Below are 15,865 nucleotides of genomic sequence, written 5' to 3' on the forward strand. Positions count from 1 at the left end.
GCGAGCTTGCTCGCGATGGGGCCTGCATTGCCAACCGCTTAAACCGGCGGCAACCGCCAATCAATGGGCGCCTCGCCATGTTGCTCAAGGAATTTGTTAGTCCGACTGAAATGCCCGCACCCCAGAAAACCCCGATAAGCCGACAACGGCGACGGGTGGACCGAGGTCAGCACCAGGTGTTTGGTGGCGTCGATCAGCTTCTGCTTGCTCTGGGCATGAGCGCCCCATAGCAGAAAGACCAGGTTCTGCTGGTGCTCGCTGACCACTTCGATGACCCGGTCGGTGAAGTGCTGCCAGCCCTTGCCTGCATGGGCGTTGGCGTTGGCACGCTCCACGGTCATGGTAGTGTTGAGCAGCAACACGCCCTGGTCGGCCCAGCTTTGCAGGTAACCGTGATTCGGGATGTCGATGTTCAAATCGCGCTTCAGTTCCTTGTAGATGTTCACCAACGACGGTGGCGCCGGCACGCCCGGTTGCACCGAGAAACACAAGCCATGGGCCTGGCCCGGGCCGTGGTACGGGTCCTGGCCGAGAATCACCACCTTGACCTTGTCCAGCGGCGTGGAGTTGAGGGCATTGAAAATCAGCGGTGCCGGTGGATAAATCTCCTTGCCGGCGGCGTATTCCCGACGCAGGAATTCGCGCAACTCTGCCATGTAGGGCTGGTCGAACTCGGCACGCAGTGCCTGCTTCCAGCTCGGTTCGAGTTTGATACGGTCGTCAGCAGTCATGGTTGCATCCGGTAAAAACAATGGGCGCACCCTAGGAAAGCCTACATGGCTTGTCAATTGATCTGACGCAGAACCGGCACTTTCCTACGCAGCAGTCATACTGATCATTCAAATTTCTGATCGAGGTCCCGATGAATCTGCACTTCGAAGAACTCACCGGCATCGACGGTGCCCGTATCGGCATCGCCACCCTGGACGCCGAAAAATCCCTGAACGCCCTGTCCCTGCCGATGATCAACGCCTTGCGTGAGCGTCTCGATGCCTGGGCCCGGGAGCCGCAGGTCGTTTGTGTGTTATTGCGCGGCAATGGTCCCAAGGCATTTTGCGCCGGCGGTGAAGTGCGCAGCCTGGTGGAGGCCTGCCGCGCCCATCCCGGTGAAGTGCCGCCGCTGGCTGCGCAATTCTTCGCGGCGGAATACCGCTTGGACTTCAACCTGCACACCTACCCAAAACCCCTGCTGTGCTGGGGCCACGGCTATGTATTGGGCGGCGGCATGGGGCTGTTGCAAGGCGCCAGTACCCGCATTGTTACACCGAGCAGTCGCCTGGCAATGCCGGAGATCAGCATCGGCCTGTACCCGGATGTCGGCGCCAGTTGGTTCCTGTCGCGCCTGCCCGGCAAGCTCGGGCTGTTTCTCGGCCTGACCGGCGCCCACATGAATGCTCGGGATGCCATTGACCTGGGCCTGGCCGACCGTTTTTTGCTGGATGAACAACAGGACGACCTGATCGAAGGCCTGCTGCAACTCAACTGGCAGGAACAGACCGAGATGCAACTCAACAGCCTGCTCAAGGCCCTGCAACAGGAAGCTGTCGGCCAAATGCCCGAAGCCCAATGGCTGCCACGTCGGCAGAAAATCGATGAATGGCTTGATGTCAGCGATGTGCGCTGTGCCTGGAAAGCCCTCAGCCTGCTGGTGGACCACTCGGACCCACTGATCGCCCGCGCCGCCAAGACCATGACCGAAGGCTCGCCCTTGACCGCTTATCTGGTCTGGGAACAGATCGCCCGTGCCCGGCATTTGTCATTGGCTGGCGTGTTCAGGATGGAATACACCTTGAGCCTCAACTGCTGCCGCCATCCGGAATTCAGCGAAGGCGTGCGCGCGCGGCTGATCGACAAGGACCACAAGCCCCGTTGGCACTGGCCGGACATCAACCATGTGCCCGAAGCGGCGGTCGAGGCGCACTTTCACAAAGTGTGGGAGGGGCGGCATCCGTTGGCGGATTTGTCGAATGAGTAAAGAACCTGGGTGAGCCCCTGTGGGAGCGACGCCCGGTGGGAGCAAAGCTTGCTCGCGATAGCGGTATACCCGTCACCACGAGGCAGACTGATCCGTCATCGCAAGCAAGCTTTGCTCCCACAAGTGTTATCCCGTCGGGTTTATTGCAGGCACAAAAAAAGCGGCGCTCAATGCGCCGCTTCTTGTTGCCCAAAGATCAGCGGTGGCTGCCCCGTCCATCGTGATCGCCGCGTCCCCGATGATCACGTCCGCCTCGACCGCCTCGGTCGTCATTCCAACCGCCCCGGTTATGGCCGTCCCAGCCACCCCGATTCGGATAAGACCGGTACGCCGCTCGCGGTGGCGAGTAGTAGCGTGGGCCTTGTTGGTAGTAACGCGGTGCCGAGTAATAGCGCGGCGCCGGTTGGTAATACCGCGGTGCGTAATAGCCACGCGGAGCCGAATAATAACTCCCGCCACCGTAATAGACCGGCGCCGGTGAGGTGTAGACCTCGGAACGGTAGTAGCTCGAGTCTCCGTCGTAATAAGGCACGCATGCCGAAAGAGTCAAACCGAGAAACGCAATGAGCAGCAGTCGTCGATACATGGCGGCCTCCTGGACCGCGAATGGGCCACATCAGCGACGCTGATGGGCGGCAGCCAACTTTGTGTGACTGACGCATATTCAGACAGCAAATTCGGAATCTGGTGCGATGCGGCAACAACTAGAAACATGTCGCTCGTCGCCCTCTTCCAGTGCGCGACGGCACCACAAACAAGCACAAATGCGCCTTCAGTCATCCCTTACCAACACCTGCCCTCTCTGGCCCGGGCCTTTGCCCGAATTGGCACGGCTCTCGCTTTAACAAATTCCGTGCAGGAGTCATCACAGGTTCGCGGCACCACAATTTGCAATGGCTGACTAGGGTTCCGGCTCGCTTCTGGCGAGTGGCTGGTCCGAGAGTTGGCGACCTCCAGTTGAGGTTACACGGCGGGACAAAAGCCCGGGAGACAAGCCACCGTTCGCGGTGCCGCGTTGCTCCTGTCCGCCCTTGATCAACTGGAGAACCACCATGCTCAAGCTTCGTCTGTCCGCCCTGCTGCTTGCCGCCCTCTCGGCCCTCGCGAGCTTCTCATCCGCCGCCGCCCAAAAAGACCACTTCAGCGTCTGCTGGACCATTTACGCCGGTTGGATGCCCTGGGAGTATGCCGGTAGCCAAGGCATCATCGATAAATGGGCGAAAAAATACGGCATCCAGATCGATGTCGTGCAGCTCAACGATTACGTCGAATCCATCAACCAGTACACCGCCGGTCAGTTCGACGGCTGCACCATGACCAACATGGACGCCCTGACCATTCCCGCCGCCGGCGGCGTGGACAGCACCGCGCTGATCGTCAGTGATTTCTCCAACGGCAACGACGGCATCGTCCTCAAGGGCGAGGGCAAGAAAGTCGCCGACCTCAAGGGCATGGACGTCAATCTGGTGGAACTGTCGGTGTCCCATTACCTGCTGGCCCGCGCCCTGGATTCGGTGGGTCTCGCCGAGAAAGACTTGAAAGTCGTCAACACCTCCGACGCTGATATCTCTGCCGCCTTCAACACCGACCAGGTCAAGGCCGTCACCACCTGGAACCCGATGCTCTCGGACATCAAGGCCCAGCCCGGCGTGAGCGAAGTGTTCAACTCCAGCCAGGTTCCCGGCGAAATCATGGACATGATGGTGGTCAACACCCAGACCCTGCAGGACAACCCGGCCCTGGGCAAAGCGTTGACCGGTGCCTGGTTTGAAGTGGTGGCCCTGATGAACGCGAAAAACGCCGCGAGCAAGACCGCGCTGGAACACATGGCCAAGGCCTCGGGCACCGACCTGGCCGGTTTCCAGGCACAACTGGACACCACCAAGCTGTTCGCCACGCCCAAGGAAGCCCTGAGTTTCGCCACCAGCGAACAACTGCCCGCCACCATGGGCAAGGTGGCCGCGTTCTCGTTCCAGCACGGCTTGTTGGGTGAAGGTGCCAAGAGCACCGACGCGGTCGGCATGACGTTCGCCAATGGCGTGACCCGCGGCGACAAGGCCAACCTCAAGCTGCGCTTTGACCCGACCTACGTACAGCTGGCCGCCGACGCCAAGCTGTAAACCGGAGGACCTGGCATGCGCCTGATCAACCGCTACCCGGATCGTCCCAGCCGCTTGTTGCTGGTGATCCTGCCCTTCGCGCTGGTGTTGTTCGCCTACTTCATGGGCTCGGCCGAACGGTTGACGGACAACCCCAACGACAAGCTCCTGCCCAGTGCCGTGCAAATGGCCGATGCGGTCAAACGCCTGGCCTTCAGCGCCGATGCCCGCAGCGGCGAATACCTGCTCTGGCAAGACACCGCGTCGAGCCTGCGGCGGTTGGCCATCGGCCTGGGCATCAGCGCCCTGGCCGGGCTGTGCCTGGGCATCGCCGCCGGCACGTTGCCGCTGTTTGGCGCGCCGTTATCGCCGCTGCTCACGGTGGTGTCGATGGTGCCGCCGCTGGCGATCCTGCCGATCCTGTTCATCGTCTTCGGCCTGGGCGAACTGTCGAAAGTGATGCTGATCGTGATCGGCATCACACCGTGCCTGGCTCGCGACCTGGAGCAGCGCGCCCGGGAAATTCCGCCCGAGCTGCTGATCAAGGCCCAGACCCTCGGTGCGTCGACCTGGACCCTGATGCTGCGGGTGGTGCTGCCGCAACTGCTGCCGCGCCTGTTGATTTCCCTGCGCCTGATGCTGGGGTCGGCCTGGCTGTTTCTGATCGCCGCCGAAGCCATCGCCTCCACCGATGGGCTGGGCTATCGGATTTTCCTGGTGCGTCGTTACCTGGCGATGGACGTGATCCTGCCTTACGTGGTGTGGATCACCCTGCTCGCCTGGCTGATGGACTGGGGCCTCAAGCAGCTGACCCGGCAAGCGTTCCCCTGGTACGAGGGGGCGAAGGCATGAGTTTCATTACGGTGAACAATGTCTGGCAACAGTATGCCGATCAGGTGGTACTGGAGCGTTTGAACCTGAGGGTCGCCGAGGGTGAGTTCTGCACCCTGGTGGGCGCCTCGGGTTGCGGCAAGTCGACCTTCCTGCGGTTGCTGCTGGGCCAGGAGCGTGCCAGTCGCGGACAGATTCTCCTGGACGGCGAACCCTTGGCCGGCGAGCCGGATGCCAGCCGGGGCGTGGTGTTCCAGCGTTATTCGGTGTTCCCGCACCTGAGCGTGCTGGACAACGTGGCCCTGGGCCTGGAACTGCCGCGCTCGCCGCTGCTGGGCCGACTGTTTGGCAGCGCCAAGCGCCAGGCCCGCGAAGAAGCCGCGCAACTGCTGGACAAGGTCGGCCTGGGCCACGCGCTGGATAAATACCCGGCGCAACTGTCCGGGGGCATGCAACAGCGGCTGGCGATCGCCCAGGCACTGATCATGAAGCCGCGTGTCCTGCTGCTGGACGAGCCCTTCGGTGCCCTCGACCCGGGCATTCGCAAAGACATGCACGCCCTGTTGCTGGAGCTGTGGCGCGAAACCCGGCTGACGGTGTTCATGGTCACCCATGACCTGTCCGAAGGTTTCAGCCTCGGCACGCGCCTGCTGGTGTTCGACAAGGTCCGCGTCGATCCCCACGCCCCCGGCGCCTATGGCGCACGCATTACCTACGACATTCCATTGAACAGCGACCGCCGCACCGCCCGTGCCGCCGTCGACGCCCTGCCCGCCGAACTGGCCGGCACGTTGCGTATCGCTTGAAAGGAGTTTTTCCATGACCGACTCGACCCCATTGTTTGCACCTTTCGCCGAAGAACTGCTGCCCGGCGGCGGCCACCGTTCCTTCGTGCTCAAGCGCGGCCAACTGCTGCGCCTGACCGACCTGCGCGGCGGGGCAAACGTCAGCTTGACGCTGCTCAATGCCAACGAAAAAACCGAACGCCTGAACCTGCCCGACAGCCTCAAATGCCAACACACCGCCAAGCTCACCGCAGGCCATTGCCTCTACTCCGACATGGGCCGGGTGCTGGCGGCCATCACCGCCGATACCTGCGGCTGGAGCGACAGCCTAGGCGGTGTGCTCTGCGCTGAGGAAGTCGCTGAAAAGTACGGTCAGGGCCGCTATCAGGAACTGCGCAACGGGTTCTTTCGCAACGGTACCGACAACCTGCTGGTGGAGCTGGGCAAATGGGGGCTGGGCCTGTCCGACCTGCTGATGACCCTCAACCTGTTCAGCCGGGTCGATGTCGATGAGCGCGGAGGCTTTCACTTCGTTGAAGGCAACTCCCAGGCCGGCGACTACATCGAGCTGTACGCACCGATGGACACCCTGGTGGTGCTGACCGCGCTGCAACACCCGATGGACCCGAACCCGCACTACGCCCCGCAACCGCTCAAGCTCAGTTGGATGAACGCCGACGCCAGCGTCGCCGAGCACTGCCGCCATTCGCGCCCGGAAAACCAGCGCGGCTTCATCAACACCGACCGCCTGTTCGCCTGAGGATCGCTGCCATGTCACTCGCCATCGCCACCGCACACAAGCAACCCGATACTGCCGTCTACCGCGCCACGATTCCCGCCGGAGAACCCTGGCTGGTGGAGGTCAAGGCCGGCCAGACCCTGCGCATCCTCGACCTGGAAGGCAACCAGGCGGTCGATACGCTGTTCTACAGCCTGGCCAATCCCAAGGAACGCTACGACGTGCAGCGCACCCTGCGCCGGCAGAACAGCGTTTACCTGAGCACCGGCAGCGTGCTGTATTCCAACCTCGGCCACCCGATGCTGACCATTGTCGAAGACACTTGCGGGCGCCACGACACCCTCGGCGGCGCCTGCGCCCAGGAAAGCAACACCGTGCGCTATGCCCTGGAAAAACGCTACATGCACAGCTGTCGCGACAACTACCTGCGGGCCTGCGCCCACGACGGTCGGCTGGGCAAGGGCGACCTTGGGCCGAACATCAACTTCTTCATGAACGTGCCGGTCACCGCCGATGGCGGCCTGACCTTCGAAGACGGGATCTCGGCACCCGGGAAATACGTCGACCTGCGGGCCGAGATGGACGTGATCGTGTTGATCTCCAACTGCCCGCAACTGAACAACCCATGCAACGCCTACAACCCCACGCCAGCGGAGCTCTTGATATGGAACTGAAACTCACCCGCCTGCGCCGCTGGCTGTTCGCGTTGTGCCAGAGCCGGTCGGGGCAGTGCATCAAATAGCCACCGATTTCATGAACACCCTCAACCCTTGTGGGAGCGAGCTTGCTCGCGATAGCGGTCTGTCAGTTACATCGCGGCTGGATGTACCGCCGCTATCGCGAGCAAGCTCGCTCCCACAGGGGGAGTCGGGTCTTTGGTTTCGCTCACGGGGACGACCCCGTTGGCCATCGAAAACTGCGGGACGGCCCGCATCCCAGTTCAGGCAGCACGCATGCCTGAGGGGGTTATGCCATGTTCGAAAAAATCCTGATCGCCAACCGTGGCGCCATCGCCTGCCGCATCCTGCGGACCTTGCGTGAACTGAAGGTCGAAGGTGTGGCGGTGTATGCCCAGGCCGACGCCGCCAGCTTGCATATTCTCCAGGCCGATGAAGCCCACTGCCTGGGCGAAGGCGCAGCGGCCGGTACTTACCTGGCGGTGGACAAGCTTTTGGCGATTGCCAAAAGCAGTGGCGCGACCGCGATCCATCCCGGCTACGGTTTTCTCTCGGAAAACGCCGCCTTCGCCGAAGCCTGCGAAGCGGCAAATATCGCTTTCATCGGCCCGACGCCCGAGCAACTGCGAGTGTTCGGCCTCAAGCACACCGCCCGCGACCTGGCGCGCCGGCAGGGTGTGCCACTGCTCGAAGGTACCGAACTGCTCGACAGCCTCGACGCCGCGCTATTGGCCGGCACACAGCTCGGCTATCCGGTGATGCTCAAAAGTACCGCGGGCGGTGGTGGTATCGGCATGCGAGTGTGTCGCAGCGCCGCCGACCTGAGCGAATCCTTCGAAGCCGTCAAGCGCCTGGGCCAGAACAACTTCAGCGACGCCGGGGTGTTCATCGAAAAGTACATCGAACGCGCGCGGCATCTGGAAGTGCAGGTATTCGGCGATGGCCTGGGCCAGGTGATCGCCCTGGGCGTGCGCGACTGCTCGGTGCAACGGCGCAACCAGAAAGTCCTCGAGGAGACCCCGGCGCCGAACCTGCCCGTGGGTATGGCCGACGAACTCTGCGCAGCGGCGATCCAACTGGCCCAGGCCGTGAACTACCGCAGCGCCGGCACCGTGGAGTTCGTGTTCGACAGCGACGCAGGGCTCTTCTATTTCCTGGAAGTGAACACCCGCCTGCAAGTGGAGCACGGCGTCACCGAGCAGGTGTGGGGCGTAGACCTGGTGCGCTGGATGGTGCAACTGGCAGCCGGTGATTTGCCGCCACTGAGCGAGCTGAGCCAAGGTTTGAAAGCCGAGGGGCATGCGATCCAGGCGCGCTTGTATGCCGAGGATCCAGGTCGGGATTTCCAGCCAAGCCCGGGGCTTTTGACCGCCGTGAAATTTCCCCCAGCCGACGGCAAGGCATTGCGCATCGACACCTGGGTCGAGGCCGGTTGTCAGATCCCGCCCTACTTCGATCCGATGATCGCCAAGGTCATTGGCTGGGCGCCAACCCGCGAGCAGGCGCGCCTGGGCTTGCATCAAGCGCTGGATGAAAGCCTGCTGTACGGCGTCGAGACCAACCGCCAATACCTGCAACAGATTCTCCTCGACACACCGTTTTCCAGCGGCCGGCCCTGGACCCGCTGCCTGGAAGCGTTGGTCTATCGCGCCAACACCGTTGAAGTGCTCAGCCCCGGTACCCAGACCAGCGTCCAGGACTATCCCGGCCGCCTCGGCTATTGGGCGGTGGGTGTGCCGCCGTCTGGGCCGATGGACAGTCGCTCGCTGCGCCTGGGCAATCGCCTGCTCGGCAACGAAGAAGGTGCAGCGGCGTTGGAAATCACCATGAACGGGCCGCTGCTGCGTTTCAACTGCGCTGCCCGGGTGGCAGTGACCGGTGCGGTGATTGCCCTCACGCTCGACGGCGAAGCGGTGCCGATGAACACCCCATTGTCAATTGTTGCCGGCGCCACCCTCGCGATCGGCCACATCTCTGGCGCAGGGGCGCGCAGCTACCTGTGCTTGCAGGGCGGCGTGCAAGTGCCGGATTACCTGGGCAGTAAAAGCACCTTCACCCTCGGCCAGTTCGGCGGCCATGGCGGACGGGCGTTGTGTACCGGCGACGTGTTGCACCTGGCGCCGCTGGATGAGCACACGACGCTGCCGCCAACGAGCGCGCCGGACCTGGAACTGCCAAGCGTGCGGCAGATCCGCGTGATCTACGGTCCCCACGGCGCACCCGAATATTTCACCGAGCGCTACATCCAGACGTTCTTCGACACGGCCTGGGAAGTGCACTTCAACTCCAGCCGCACCGGTGTCCGCCTGATCGGGCCGAAACCCGAATGGGTGCGTGCCGACGGCGGCGAGGCCGGGCTGCACCCTTCCAACATCCACGACAATCCCTATGCCATCGGTGCCGTGGACTTTACCGGCGACATGCCCGTCATCCTCGGCCCCGACGGCCCGAGCCTGGGCGGCTTCGTCTGCCCGGTGACGGTGATCGAAGCGGACCTGTGGCAGTTGGGGCAACTCAAGGCGGGGGACAAGGTGCGGTTCGTGCCGGTGGACCTGACGACCGCCCGCTCGCTGGCCCTGCAATGGCCCCCCTGTGGGAGCGAGCTTGCTCGCGATAGCGGCGGCACATCCAACCTTGATGAAACTGACAGACCGCTATCGCGAGCAAGCTCGCTCCCACAGGGGATTGCGTCGCCTGTGGTGTTGGATATCGGCCAGGACGATACCCGCCTGGTCGCTCGCCTGGCAGGCGACACCCACCTGCTGCTGGAAATCGGTGCCCCCGAACTGGACCTGGTGCTGCGCTTTCGCGCCCATGCCTTGATGCAGGCGTTGGAACACAAACACCTGCCCGGCGTGATCGACCTGACGCCGGGCATTCGCTCGCTGCAAGTGCACTACCAACCCGAGCAAATGCCCCTGGCCGATCTGCTGGCGCTCATCGTCGGTGAATGGGACGCGGTGTGCGCCGCGCAGGACCTGCAAGTGCCGTCGCGCATCGTCCACCTGCCACTGTCCTGGGATGATCCGGCCTGTCAGTTGGCCATCGAAAAATACATGACCACGGTGCGCAAGGACGCGCCCTGGTGCCCGAGCAACCTGGAGTTTATTCGACGCATCAACGACCTGCCCAACCTCGACGAAGTGCAACGCACGGTGTTTGACGCCAGCTACCTGGTGATGGGCCTGGGGGATGTCTACCTCGGCGCACCGGTCGCCACACCGCTCGACCCGCGCCATCGACTGGTGACCACCAAATACAACCCGGCCCGAACCTGGACCGCAGAGAACTCGGTGGGCATCGGCGGCGCCTATATGTGCGTGTACGGCATGGAAGGTCCTGGCGGCTATCAGTTCGTCGGGCGCACGTTGCAGATGTGGAATCGTTATCGGGACGTCGCCGCGTTCGACGGCAAGCCCTGGCTGCTGCGGTTCTTCGACCAGATCCGCTTCTACCCGGTCAGCGCCGACGAACTGTTGCGCATCCGTCGGGACTTCCCCCTGGGTCGCTTCGATCTAAAGATCGAGCACAGCCAGCTCAACCTCGCTGAATACCAGCGTTTCCTGGTGCAGGAAGCCGACGGCATTGCCGCGTTTCGCCAACGGCAACAAGGCGCCTTCGACGCCGAGCGCGAGCGCTGGATCGCCAGTGGCCAGGCGCACTTCGACAGTGAAGAACCGGCCATCGCGCCGAGCGAAGATTCGCCGCTGACTGACGGTCAACTGAGTGTCGACAGCCACATCGCCGGCAACCTCTGGCAGGTGCAGGTAGACGTTGGCGCCAGGGTCGGCGCCGGTGATGTGCTGGTGATTCTCGAGTCGATGAAAATGGAAATCCCGCTGCTTGCGCCCTCGGCCGGCGTGGTGCGCGAGGTGCGCGTCCAGCCCGGTTCGGCGGTGCGCGCCGGACAGCGCGTCGTGGTGCTGGACCGTGACTGAACTCAATCAAAGGATTAACACCATGAACCTCTCTCTTCGCTTGGACGACCTGCGCAATGCCTACCGCAGCGGCGAACTGACGCCACGCAAATTGCTACTGGGCCTGCGAGAAAAAGCCGCAGCGCTGAACCCGGACTATCACCTGTTCATCCACCTGCTGACGGCCGAAGAACTGGAACCCTACCTGAGCGCATTGGAAAGCCGCGACCTGGAGAGCCTGCCGCTGTACGGAGTGCCGTTTGCCATCAAGGACAACATCGACCTGGCCGGCATTCCAACCACCGCAGCCTGTCCGGCATTTACCTACGTGCCGCCACGCTCGGCGACTATTGTCGAGCAGTTGCTGGCACTCGGCGCGATCCCCCTGGGCAAGACCAACCTCGACCAATTCGCCACCGGGCTCAATGGCACTCGCTCGCCCTACGGCGCCTGCCGCAACAGCGTGTTGCCCGACTATCCGGCAGGCGGCTCGAGCGCCGGCTCGTCGCTGGCCGTGGCCTTGGGCGTGGCGAGTTTTGCCTTGGGCACCGACACCGCCGGCTCCGGTCGGGTGCCCGCAGCGCTGAACAATCTGGTGGGATTGAAGGCCACCTTGGGGTTGATCTCCACGGCCGGCGTGGTCCCGGCCTGTCGCACGCTGGACTGCGTCACGACCTTCACGGCGACGGCGAAGGAAGCCAGCCAACTATTGGCGCTGACGGCCCGCCCAGACCCTCGTGATGACTACAGCCGCCACAACCCGCAATGGAACGACGGTGCCGCGTTCGGCGCGCCTCGGCGCTTTCGCTTCGGTGTGCCGCGCCAACAGGACCTGGCATTTTTCGGCTGCCAGGAAGGTCCGCAACTGTTTCACAAAGCCATCGAGCGACTCGAACGCCTGGGCGGTGAAGCCGTGGAACTGGACTTGTCGCCGTTCCTGGAAGCGGCGCGGCTGCTTTATGAAGGCCCTTGGGTGGCCGAACGCTACAGCGTTGCCGGCCCCTTGATGGAACGTGAGCCGCAGGCCGTGCTACCGGTCATCCGCGCCGTCCTGGCGAAAGCACCTACGGTAGATGGCGTACAAACCTTCCGCGCCCGGTACTGTTTGCAAGCGCTCAAAGCCCAATGCGACCGGGCCATGGACACGCTCGATTGCGTCCTCACACCCACCATCGGCCGACCGGTGACCCTCGCCGAACTGGCCGCCGAACCGGTGCTGCGCAACTCGGAGCTGGGGTACTACACCAATTTCATGAACCTGCTGGACTACGCCGCCGTCGCCGTTCCCAGTGCGTTCATGGCCAACGGCTTGCCTTGGGGCGTGACGTTGTTCGGTCGAGCCTTCACCGATCAATACCTCTTGAGCGTGGCCGATGCCTTGCAGCGTCAACAGGACAAGGCCTTGCCCTTGCCCGCCAACCCGGCGCGCCACGACCGGGCGCGGCTCGTCGTGTGTGGCGCACACCTGGACGGGCTGGCGCTGAACGGGCAACTCAAGCAACGCGGTGCGCGTCTGGTCGAGGCCACCCGAAGCTCAGCGGATTACCGACTTCATGCCTTGGCCGGCGGCCCACCCTTGCGTCCTGGCATGGTTCGGGTTCGTGAAGGCGGCGTGGCGATCGAGGTCGAGGTCTGGGAACTGCCGAGCAGTGAACTGGGTTCATTCCTGACCGGCATCCCCGCGCCATTGGGGCTGGGCAAGGTGCAACTGGCCGATGGTCGCTGGGAAAGCGGATTCATCTGCGAGTCGTATGGCCTGGAAGGCGCACGGGACATCAGTCACCTGGGAGGATGGCGGGCTTATCTGCGTAGCCTGGAATAAGGCCGAAGCGGTGGTGAGGAAGCTTGCTCCCTCACCACAGTCCTACAGATCTGCAAATCCGAATGTCTTTTCCCACAGGGCCACTAAACTGATTTCATTGGGTCTGCGCCAAGGGAATCGCCATGTCGCTCCGTTCGCCGTTGTATTCCCAGCGCAGGCCGCTCCTGGCCGTGGTGGCGCTGCTCGGTACTGGTTTCCTGACCATTGCGTTGCTGGGCTATTACGCCGCCCATGCCTCGGTACGCGATAACATCCTCAAGACGCTGTATCTGAACCTGCTGATCGGCATACTCGTGACGCTGGCGGTCCTGGCAATCCTTTATCGGTTGATCAACCGCTACCAACAACGCCTCGACGCCCAGGCCACCCTCGACAGCCTGACCGAATTGCCGAATCGCCGTGGCTTCGACCTGCTGGCCGTGCAAGCCTTGCATGAAGCCCAGCGCGAGCCCAAACCCTTGACTGCGCTGCTGGTGGAACTGGACGATTTCAAGCGGCTGGACAGCACCCATGGTCATATCGCCACCGATCAACTGCTGACCGGGTTCGCCCGCGATCTGACGCAAAGCCTGCGGCATTCGGACATCGTGTGTCGCTGGAGCACTGAAGCCTTTGTCGTCCTGCTCAAGGACACCGACGGACAGACCGGTCTGAAGATCGCAGAGAAAATTCGTCAGCACATCGAAAAGCAGCGCTATTTCTGCAGTGGAAAACAATTGCTGGTCACCGTCAGCCTGGGCCTCACCACCTTGCAGGACGAAGACACCTTGCACAGGCTGCTGTCGCGGACCGATCATGCGCTGCAACGCGCCCGGCAGACCGGGTACAACCGAACCTGCGTGGAAATGCCTCATTCCAGTTATGAATAAACCCGACCTTTGCCCGGCCTGCGGCGGTGCCAACGACTGCACCCTGGCCGACCCACGAACCGCCGACCGGGCCTGCTGGTGTTACGGCGTGAGCATCGACCCGGCCGTGCTCCAGGCATTGCCGGCCGAGCTGCGTGATCAGTCCTGCCTGTGCCCACGCTGCGCCCAGGTCGAAGCCCAGTTGCGCGCCAAGCCTCAGCCGATCGCGTAAGATGCCCGCCCTCCGTTGCCTTGCCTGAACTGTCCATGCGCGTCGACCGTTTCCTCAGTAATCTGCCGCGATTCAATCGCCAACAAGTGCGCCTGTTGCTGGTGGAACGCCGGGTGCGGATCGACGGCCAGACCGTCAGCGATCCCCATGCACAAGTCCGTGAGTTCAGCCGTGTAGAGGTCGACGACGAAGTGCTGCAATCGGGCCGACCGGCGCGCTACTTCATGCTGCACAAGCCGCCCGGCTGTGTCAGTGCGACTCGCGACCCGCAACACCCTACCGTGCTCGACTGGCTGGACGAGCCGGACAAGGACGACCTGCACATCGCCGGGCGCCTGGATTTCAACACCACCGGGCTGATGCTGATCACCAATGACGGCACCTGGTCGCGGCGCCTGACACAACCGCAGACCAAGCTGCCCAAGGTCTACTACGTCGAAACCGAGCAAATCATCACGGCCGAATACGCCGAAACCTTCGCCCGGGGCCTGTACTTTGCCTTCGAAGACCTCACCACCCAACCAGCAGAGCTGACGCTGCTGGGGCCCAGATCGGCGCGTTTGAGCATCGTTGAAGGGCGCTATCACCAGGTCAAGCGCATGTTCGGCCACTTCAACAACAAGGTGCTGCGCCTGCACCGCGAGCGCATGGGCCCACTGACGTTGGACGCCGATCTTGAGCCGGGCCAGTACCGCGCCTTGAGCCCTGACGAAGTCCATCTCATCTGAACCCGCTACCGCTGGGCAGAAGTGTCGAACAATTTTCCGATAGGGACTTGCGCAACGCTCGCCCCCCTGCTTGAATCAAACCGTCGGCCGAAATGTGACCGACGAGTCACAACATACTTCCAAGAAACTTTTTGCCGGCTGGAACCCTCAGGTTCCGCCTTGTCCCGCCGGCGAACTGCCCGCCTATAACAACACCCGTCGACCGTTTTTTTGGATCGACATGGGCCTTATCTTCCAGGCGTATGCCTACCTGTCACATTGCCCGTGCAATCTCATTGCGCGCATACCCGCTTGCCAGGAGTCTTATGACATGAGGCCAGAAATCGCTGTGCTGGATATACAGGGTCAGTATCGGGTTTACACGGAGTTCTATCGCGCAGACGCCGCACAAAAGACCATCATTTTGGTCAACGGCTCAATGGCCACCACCGCGTCGTTTGCACAGACCGCCAAAAACCTCTACCCGCAATTCAATGTTGTGCTGTACGACCAACCCTACGCGGGCAAGTCCAAGGCCCACAATCGGCATGAGAAAATGCTGACGAAGGAGATCGAAGGGCAGATCCTCCTGGAACTGATCGACCACTTCGCCGCCGAGCACGTGCTGTCGTTTTCCTGGGGCGGCGCCGCCACGTTGAGCGCCTTGGCCCACCGGCCACGACGCATCGAAAAAGCGGTGATCAGCTCGTTCTCGCCGGTGCTCAATGCGCCGATGCGCGACTACCTGGAACGCGGTGTGGATTACCTGGGCAGCCTGGATGGCGACCGTGTCGGGCACTTGGTCAACAGCACCATCGGCAAACATTTACCGCCGCTGTTCAAGCGCTTCAACTATCGCCACGTCAGCAGTCTGGCCGAGCATGAGTACGGGCAGATGCACTTCCACATCAGCGACGTGCTCAACAGCGACCGGCAGTGCTACATCAACGCGGCCAAGAAAATCAACGTACCGGTGCTGTTCCTGAACGGCGAATGGGACGAATACACCTCCGCCGACGACGCCAGGCTCTTCGCCAACCATGTCGAACACAGCACCTTCAGCACGCTGCAAGCCACCGGGCACTTCCTGGACATGGAGCACAAAGCCGCCTGCCGCGACAGCCGCAACGCCTTGATGGGTTTCCTCACACCGGAACACCACGAAAGCCGACCGCGCTATAGCTACGTGCAGGGCTACCATGCACTGGCCATCTGAAACCGAGTCCTGGCGAG

At 62.6% G+C, this 15,865-nt stretch carries 13 protein-coding genes, 1 pseudogene and 1 riboswitch; of the genes and pseudogenes, 12 read left to right on the forward strand and 2 right to left on the reverse strand.

The window, feature by feature from the left end:
- Nucleotides 1-38 precede the first annotated feature (38 nt).
- The gene (gene ung / locus KI237_RS22885; RefSeq protein WP_212797173.1) at nucleotides 39-731 is read right to left on the reverse strand and encodes a uracil-DNA glycosylase; all 693 of its coding nucleotides are present in this window, start codon (nucleotides 729-731) and stop codon (nucleotides 39-41) included.
- Nucleotides 732-862: 131 nt separating this feature from the next.
- Between ung and dspII the strand changes: the two genes are divergently transcribed.
- Nucleotides 863-1,975 (forward strand): enoyl-CoA hydratase/isomerase DspII, encoded by a 1,113-nt coding sequence (gene dspII / locus KI237_RS22890; protein WP_212797174.1) that lies wholly within the window; start codon nucleotides 863-865, stop codon nucleotides 1,973-1,975.
- A gap of 196 nt (nucleotides 1,976-2,171) precedes the next feature.
- Here the strand turns inward: dspII and KI237_RS22895 are convergent, their stop codons facing one another.
- Nucleotides 2,172-2,561 carry a hypothetical protein gene (locus tag KI237_RS22895; RefSeq protein WP_212797175.1) on the reverse strand — a complete coding sequence of 130 codons (390 nt, stop codon included), beginning with the start codon at nucleotides 2,559-2,561 and terminating at the stop codon, nucleotides 2,172-2,174.
- Between the two features lie 304 nt (nucleotides 2,562-2,865).
- Nucleotides 2,866-2,967: riboswitch (guanidine-I (ykkC/yxkD leader) on the forward strand.
- Nucleotides 2,968-3,027: 60 nt separating this feature from the next.
- On the opposite strand from KI237_RS22895, the gene KI237_RS22900 reads away from it, so the two are divergent.
- The 11 genes and pseudogenes from KI237_RS22900 to KI237_RS22950 all read left to right on the forward strand — a co-directional run bounded on the left by KI237_RS22900 (nucleotide 3,028) and on the right by KI237_RS22950 (nucleotide 15,848).
- Nucleotides 3,028-4,095 carry a putative urea ABC transporter substrate-binding protein gene (locus KI237_RS22900; RefSeq protein WP_212797176.1) on the forward strand — a complete coding sequence of 356 codons (1,068 nt, stop codon included), beginning with the start codon at nucleotides 3,028-3,030 and terminating at the stop codon, nucleotides 4,093-4,095.
- Between the two features lie 15 nt (nucleotides 4,096-4,110).
- Entirely contained in the window at nucleotides 4,111-4,926 is an 816-nt protein-coding gene (locus KI237_RS22905) for an ABC transporter permease (protein ID WP_212797177.1), read from the forward strand.
- The gene (locus tag KI237_RS22910) at nucleotides 4,923-5,711 is read left to right on the forward strand and encodes an ABC transporter ATP-binding protein (RefSeq protein ID WP_212797178.1); all 789 of its coding nucleotides are present in this window, start codon (nucleotides 4,923-4,925) and stop codon (nucleotides 5,709-5,711) included. Before KI237_RS22905 ends, KI237_RS22910 begins: the two co-directional genes overlap by 4 nt.
- Before the next feature lie 13 nt (nucleotides 5,712-5,724).
- The gene (locus KI237_RS22915) at nucleotides 5,725-6,450 is read left to right on the forward strand and encodes an urea amidolyase associated protein UAAP1 (RefSeq protein ID WP_212797179.1); all 726 of its coding nucleotides are present in this window, start codon (nucleotides 5,725-5,727) and stop codon (nucleotides 6,448-6,450) included.
- Nucleotides 6,451-6,461: 11 nt separating this feature from the next.
- Nucleotides 6,462-7,103: an urea amidolyase associated protein UAAP2 gene (locus KI237_RS22920; RefSeq protein WP_212797180.1), complete on the forward strand. Its 642-nt coding sequence runs from the start codon at nucleotides 6,462-6,464 to the stop codon at nucleotides 7,101-7,103.
- Between the two features lie 299 nt (nucleotides 7,104-7,402).
- Nucleotides 7,403-11,044 carry an urea carboxylase gene (gene uca / locus KI237_RS22925; RefSeq protein WP_212797181.1) on the forward strand — a complete coding sequence of 1,214 codons (3,642 nt, stop codon included), beginning with the start codon at nucleotides 7,403-7,405 and terminating at the stop codon, nucleotides 11,042-11,044.
- A 22-nt stretch (nucleotides 11,045-11,066) separates the two neighbouring features.
- A complete protein-coding gene (gene atzF, locus KI237_RS22930; protein WP_212797182.1) occupies nucleotides 11,067-12,845 on the forward strand; it encodes an allophanate hydrolase in 1,779 nt (592 codons plus the stop codon).
- Between the two features lie 251 nt (nucleotides 12,846-13,096).
- Nucleotides 13,097-13,714: pseudogene (locus KI237_RS22935) on the forward strand (GGDEF domain-containing protein); the annotation flags it as partial.
- Complete coding sequence (locus KI237_RS22940; RefSeq protein ID WP_212797184.1) at nucleotides 13,707-13,925, forward strand: cysteine-rich CWC family protein; 219 nt, start codon at nucleotides 13,707-13,709, stop codon at nucleotides 13,923-13,925. The pseudogene KI237_RS22935 and the gene KI237_RS22940, both read left to right, overlap by 8 nt.
- 35 nt (nucleotides 13,926-13,960) lie before the next feature.
- Nucleotides 13,961-14,653, forward strand: coding sequence for a pseudouridine synthase (locus KI237_RS22945; protein WP_212797185.1), 693 nt, complete (start codon nucleotides 13,961-13,963; stop codon nucleotides 14,651-14,653).
- 310 nt (nucleotides 14,654-14,963) lie between these two features.
- A complete protein-coding gene (locus tag KI237_RS22950; RefSeq protein ID WP_212797186.1) occupies nucleotides 14,964-15,848 on the forward strand; it encodes an alpha/beta fold hydrolase in 885 nt (294 codons plus the stop codon).
- Nucleotides 15,849-15,865 lie beyond the last annotated feature (17 nt).

This window comes from Pseudomonas sp. St316, from assembly GCF_018325905.1.
Classification (GTDB): Bacteria; Pseudomonadota; Gammaproteobacteria; order Pseudomonadales; family Pseudomonadaceae; genus Aquipseudomonas.

What these genes read in the sequence shown, in the direction of transcription:
- ung (WP_212797173.1), bottom strand. Translation starts at nt 731, where the DNA reads ATGACTGCTGACGACCGTATCAAACTCGAACCGAGCTGGAAGCAGGCA.
- dspII (WP_212797174.1), top strand. Translation starts at nt 863, where the DNA reads ATGAATCTGCACTTCGAAGAACTCACCGGCATCGACGGTGCCCGTATC.
- KI237_RS22895 (WP_212797175.1), bottom strand. Translation starts at nt 2,561, where the DNA reads ATGTATCGACGACTGCTGCTCATTGCGTTTCTCGGTTTGACTCTTTCG.
- KI237_RS22900 (WP_212797176.1), top strand. Translation starts at nt 3,028, where the DNA reads ATGCTCAAGCTTCGTCTGTCCGCCCTGCTGCTTGCCGCCCTCTCGGCC.
- KI237_RS22905 (WP_212797177.1), top strand. Translation starts at nt 4,111, where the DNA reads ATGCGCCTGATCAACCGCTACCCGGATCGTCCCAGCCGCTTGTTGCTG.
- KI237_RS22910 (WP_212797178.1), top strand. Translation starts at nt 4,923, where the DNA reads ATGAGTTTCATTACGGTGAACAATGTCTGGCAACAGTATGCCGATCAG.
- KI237_RS22915 (WP_212797179.1), top strand. Translation starts at nt 5,725, where the DNA reads ATGACCGACTCGACCCCATTGTTTGCACCTTTCGCCGAAGAACTGCTG.
- KI237_RS22920 (WP_212797180.1), top strand. Translation starts at nt 6,462, where the DNA reads ATGTCACTCGCCATCGCCACCGCACACAAGCAACCCGATACTGCCGTC.
- uca (WP_212797181.1), top strand. Translation starts at nt 7,403, where the DNA reads ATGTTCGAAAAAATCCTGATCGCCAACCGTGGCGCCATCGCCTGCCGC.
- atzF (WP_212797182.1), top strand. Translation starts at nt 11,067, where the DNA reads ATGAACCTCTCTCTTCGCTTGGACGACCTGCGCAATGCCTACCGCAGC.
- KI237_RS22940 (WP_212797184.1), top strand. Translation starts at nt 13,707, where the DNA reads ATGAATAAACCCGACCTTTGCCCGGCCTGCGGCGGTGCCAACGACTGC.
- KI237_RS22945 (WP_212797185.1), top strand. Translation starts at nt 13,961, where the DNA reads ATGCGCGTCGACCGTTTCCTCAGTAATCTGCCGCGATTCAATCGCCAA.
- KI237_RS22950 (WP_212797186.1), top strand. Translation starts at nt 14,964, where the DNA reads ATGAGGCCAGAAATCGCTGTGCTGGATATACAGGGTCAGTATCGGGTT.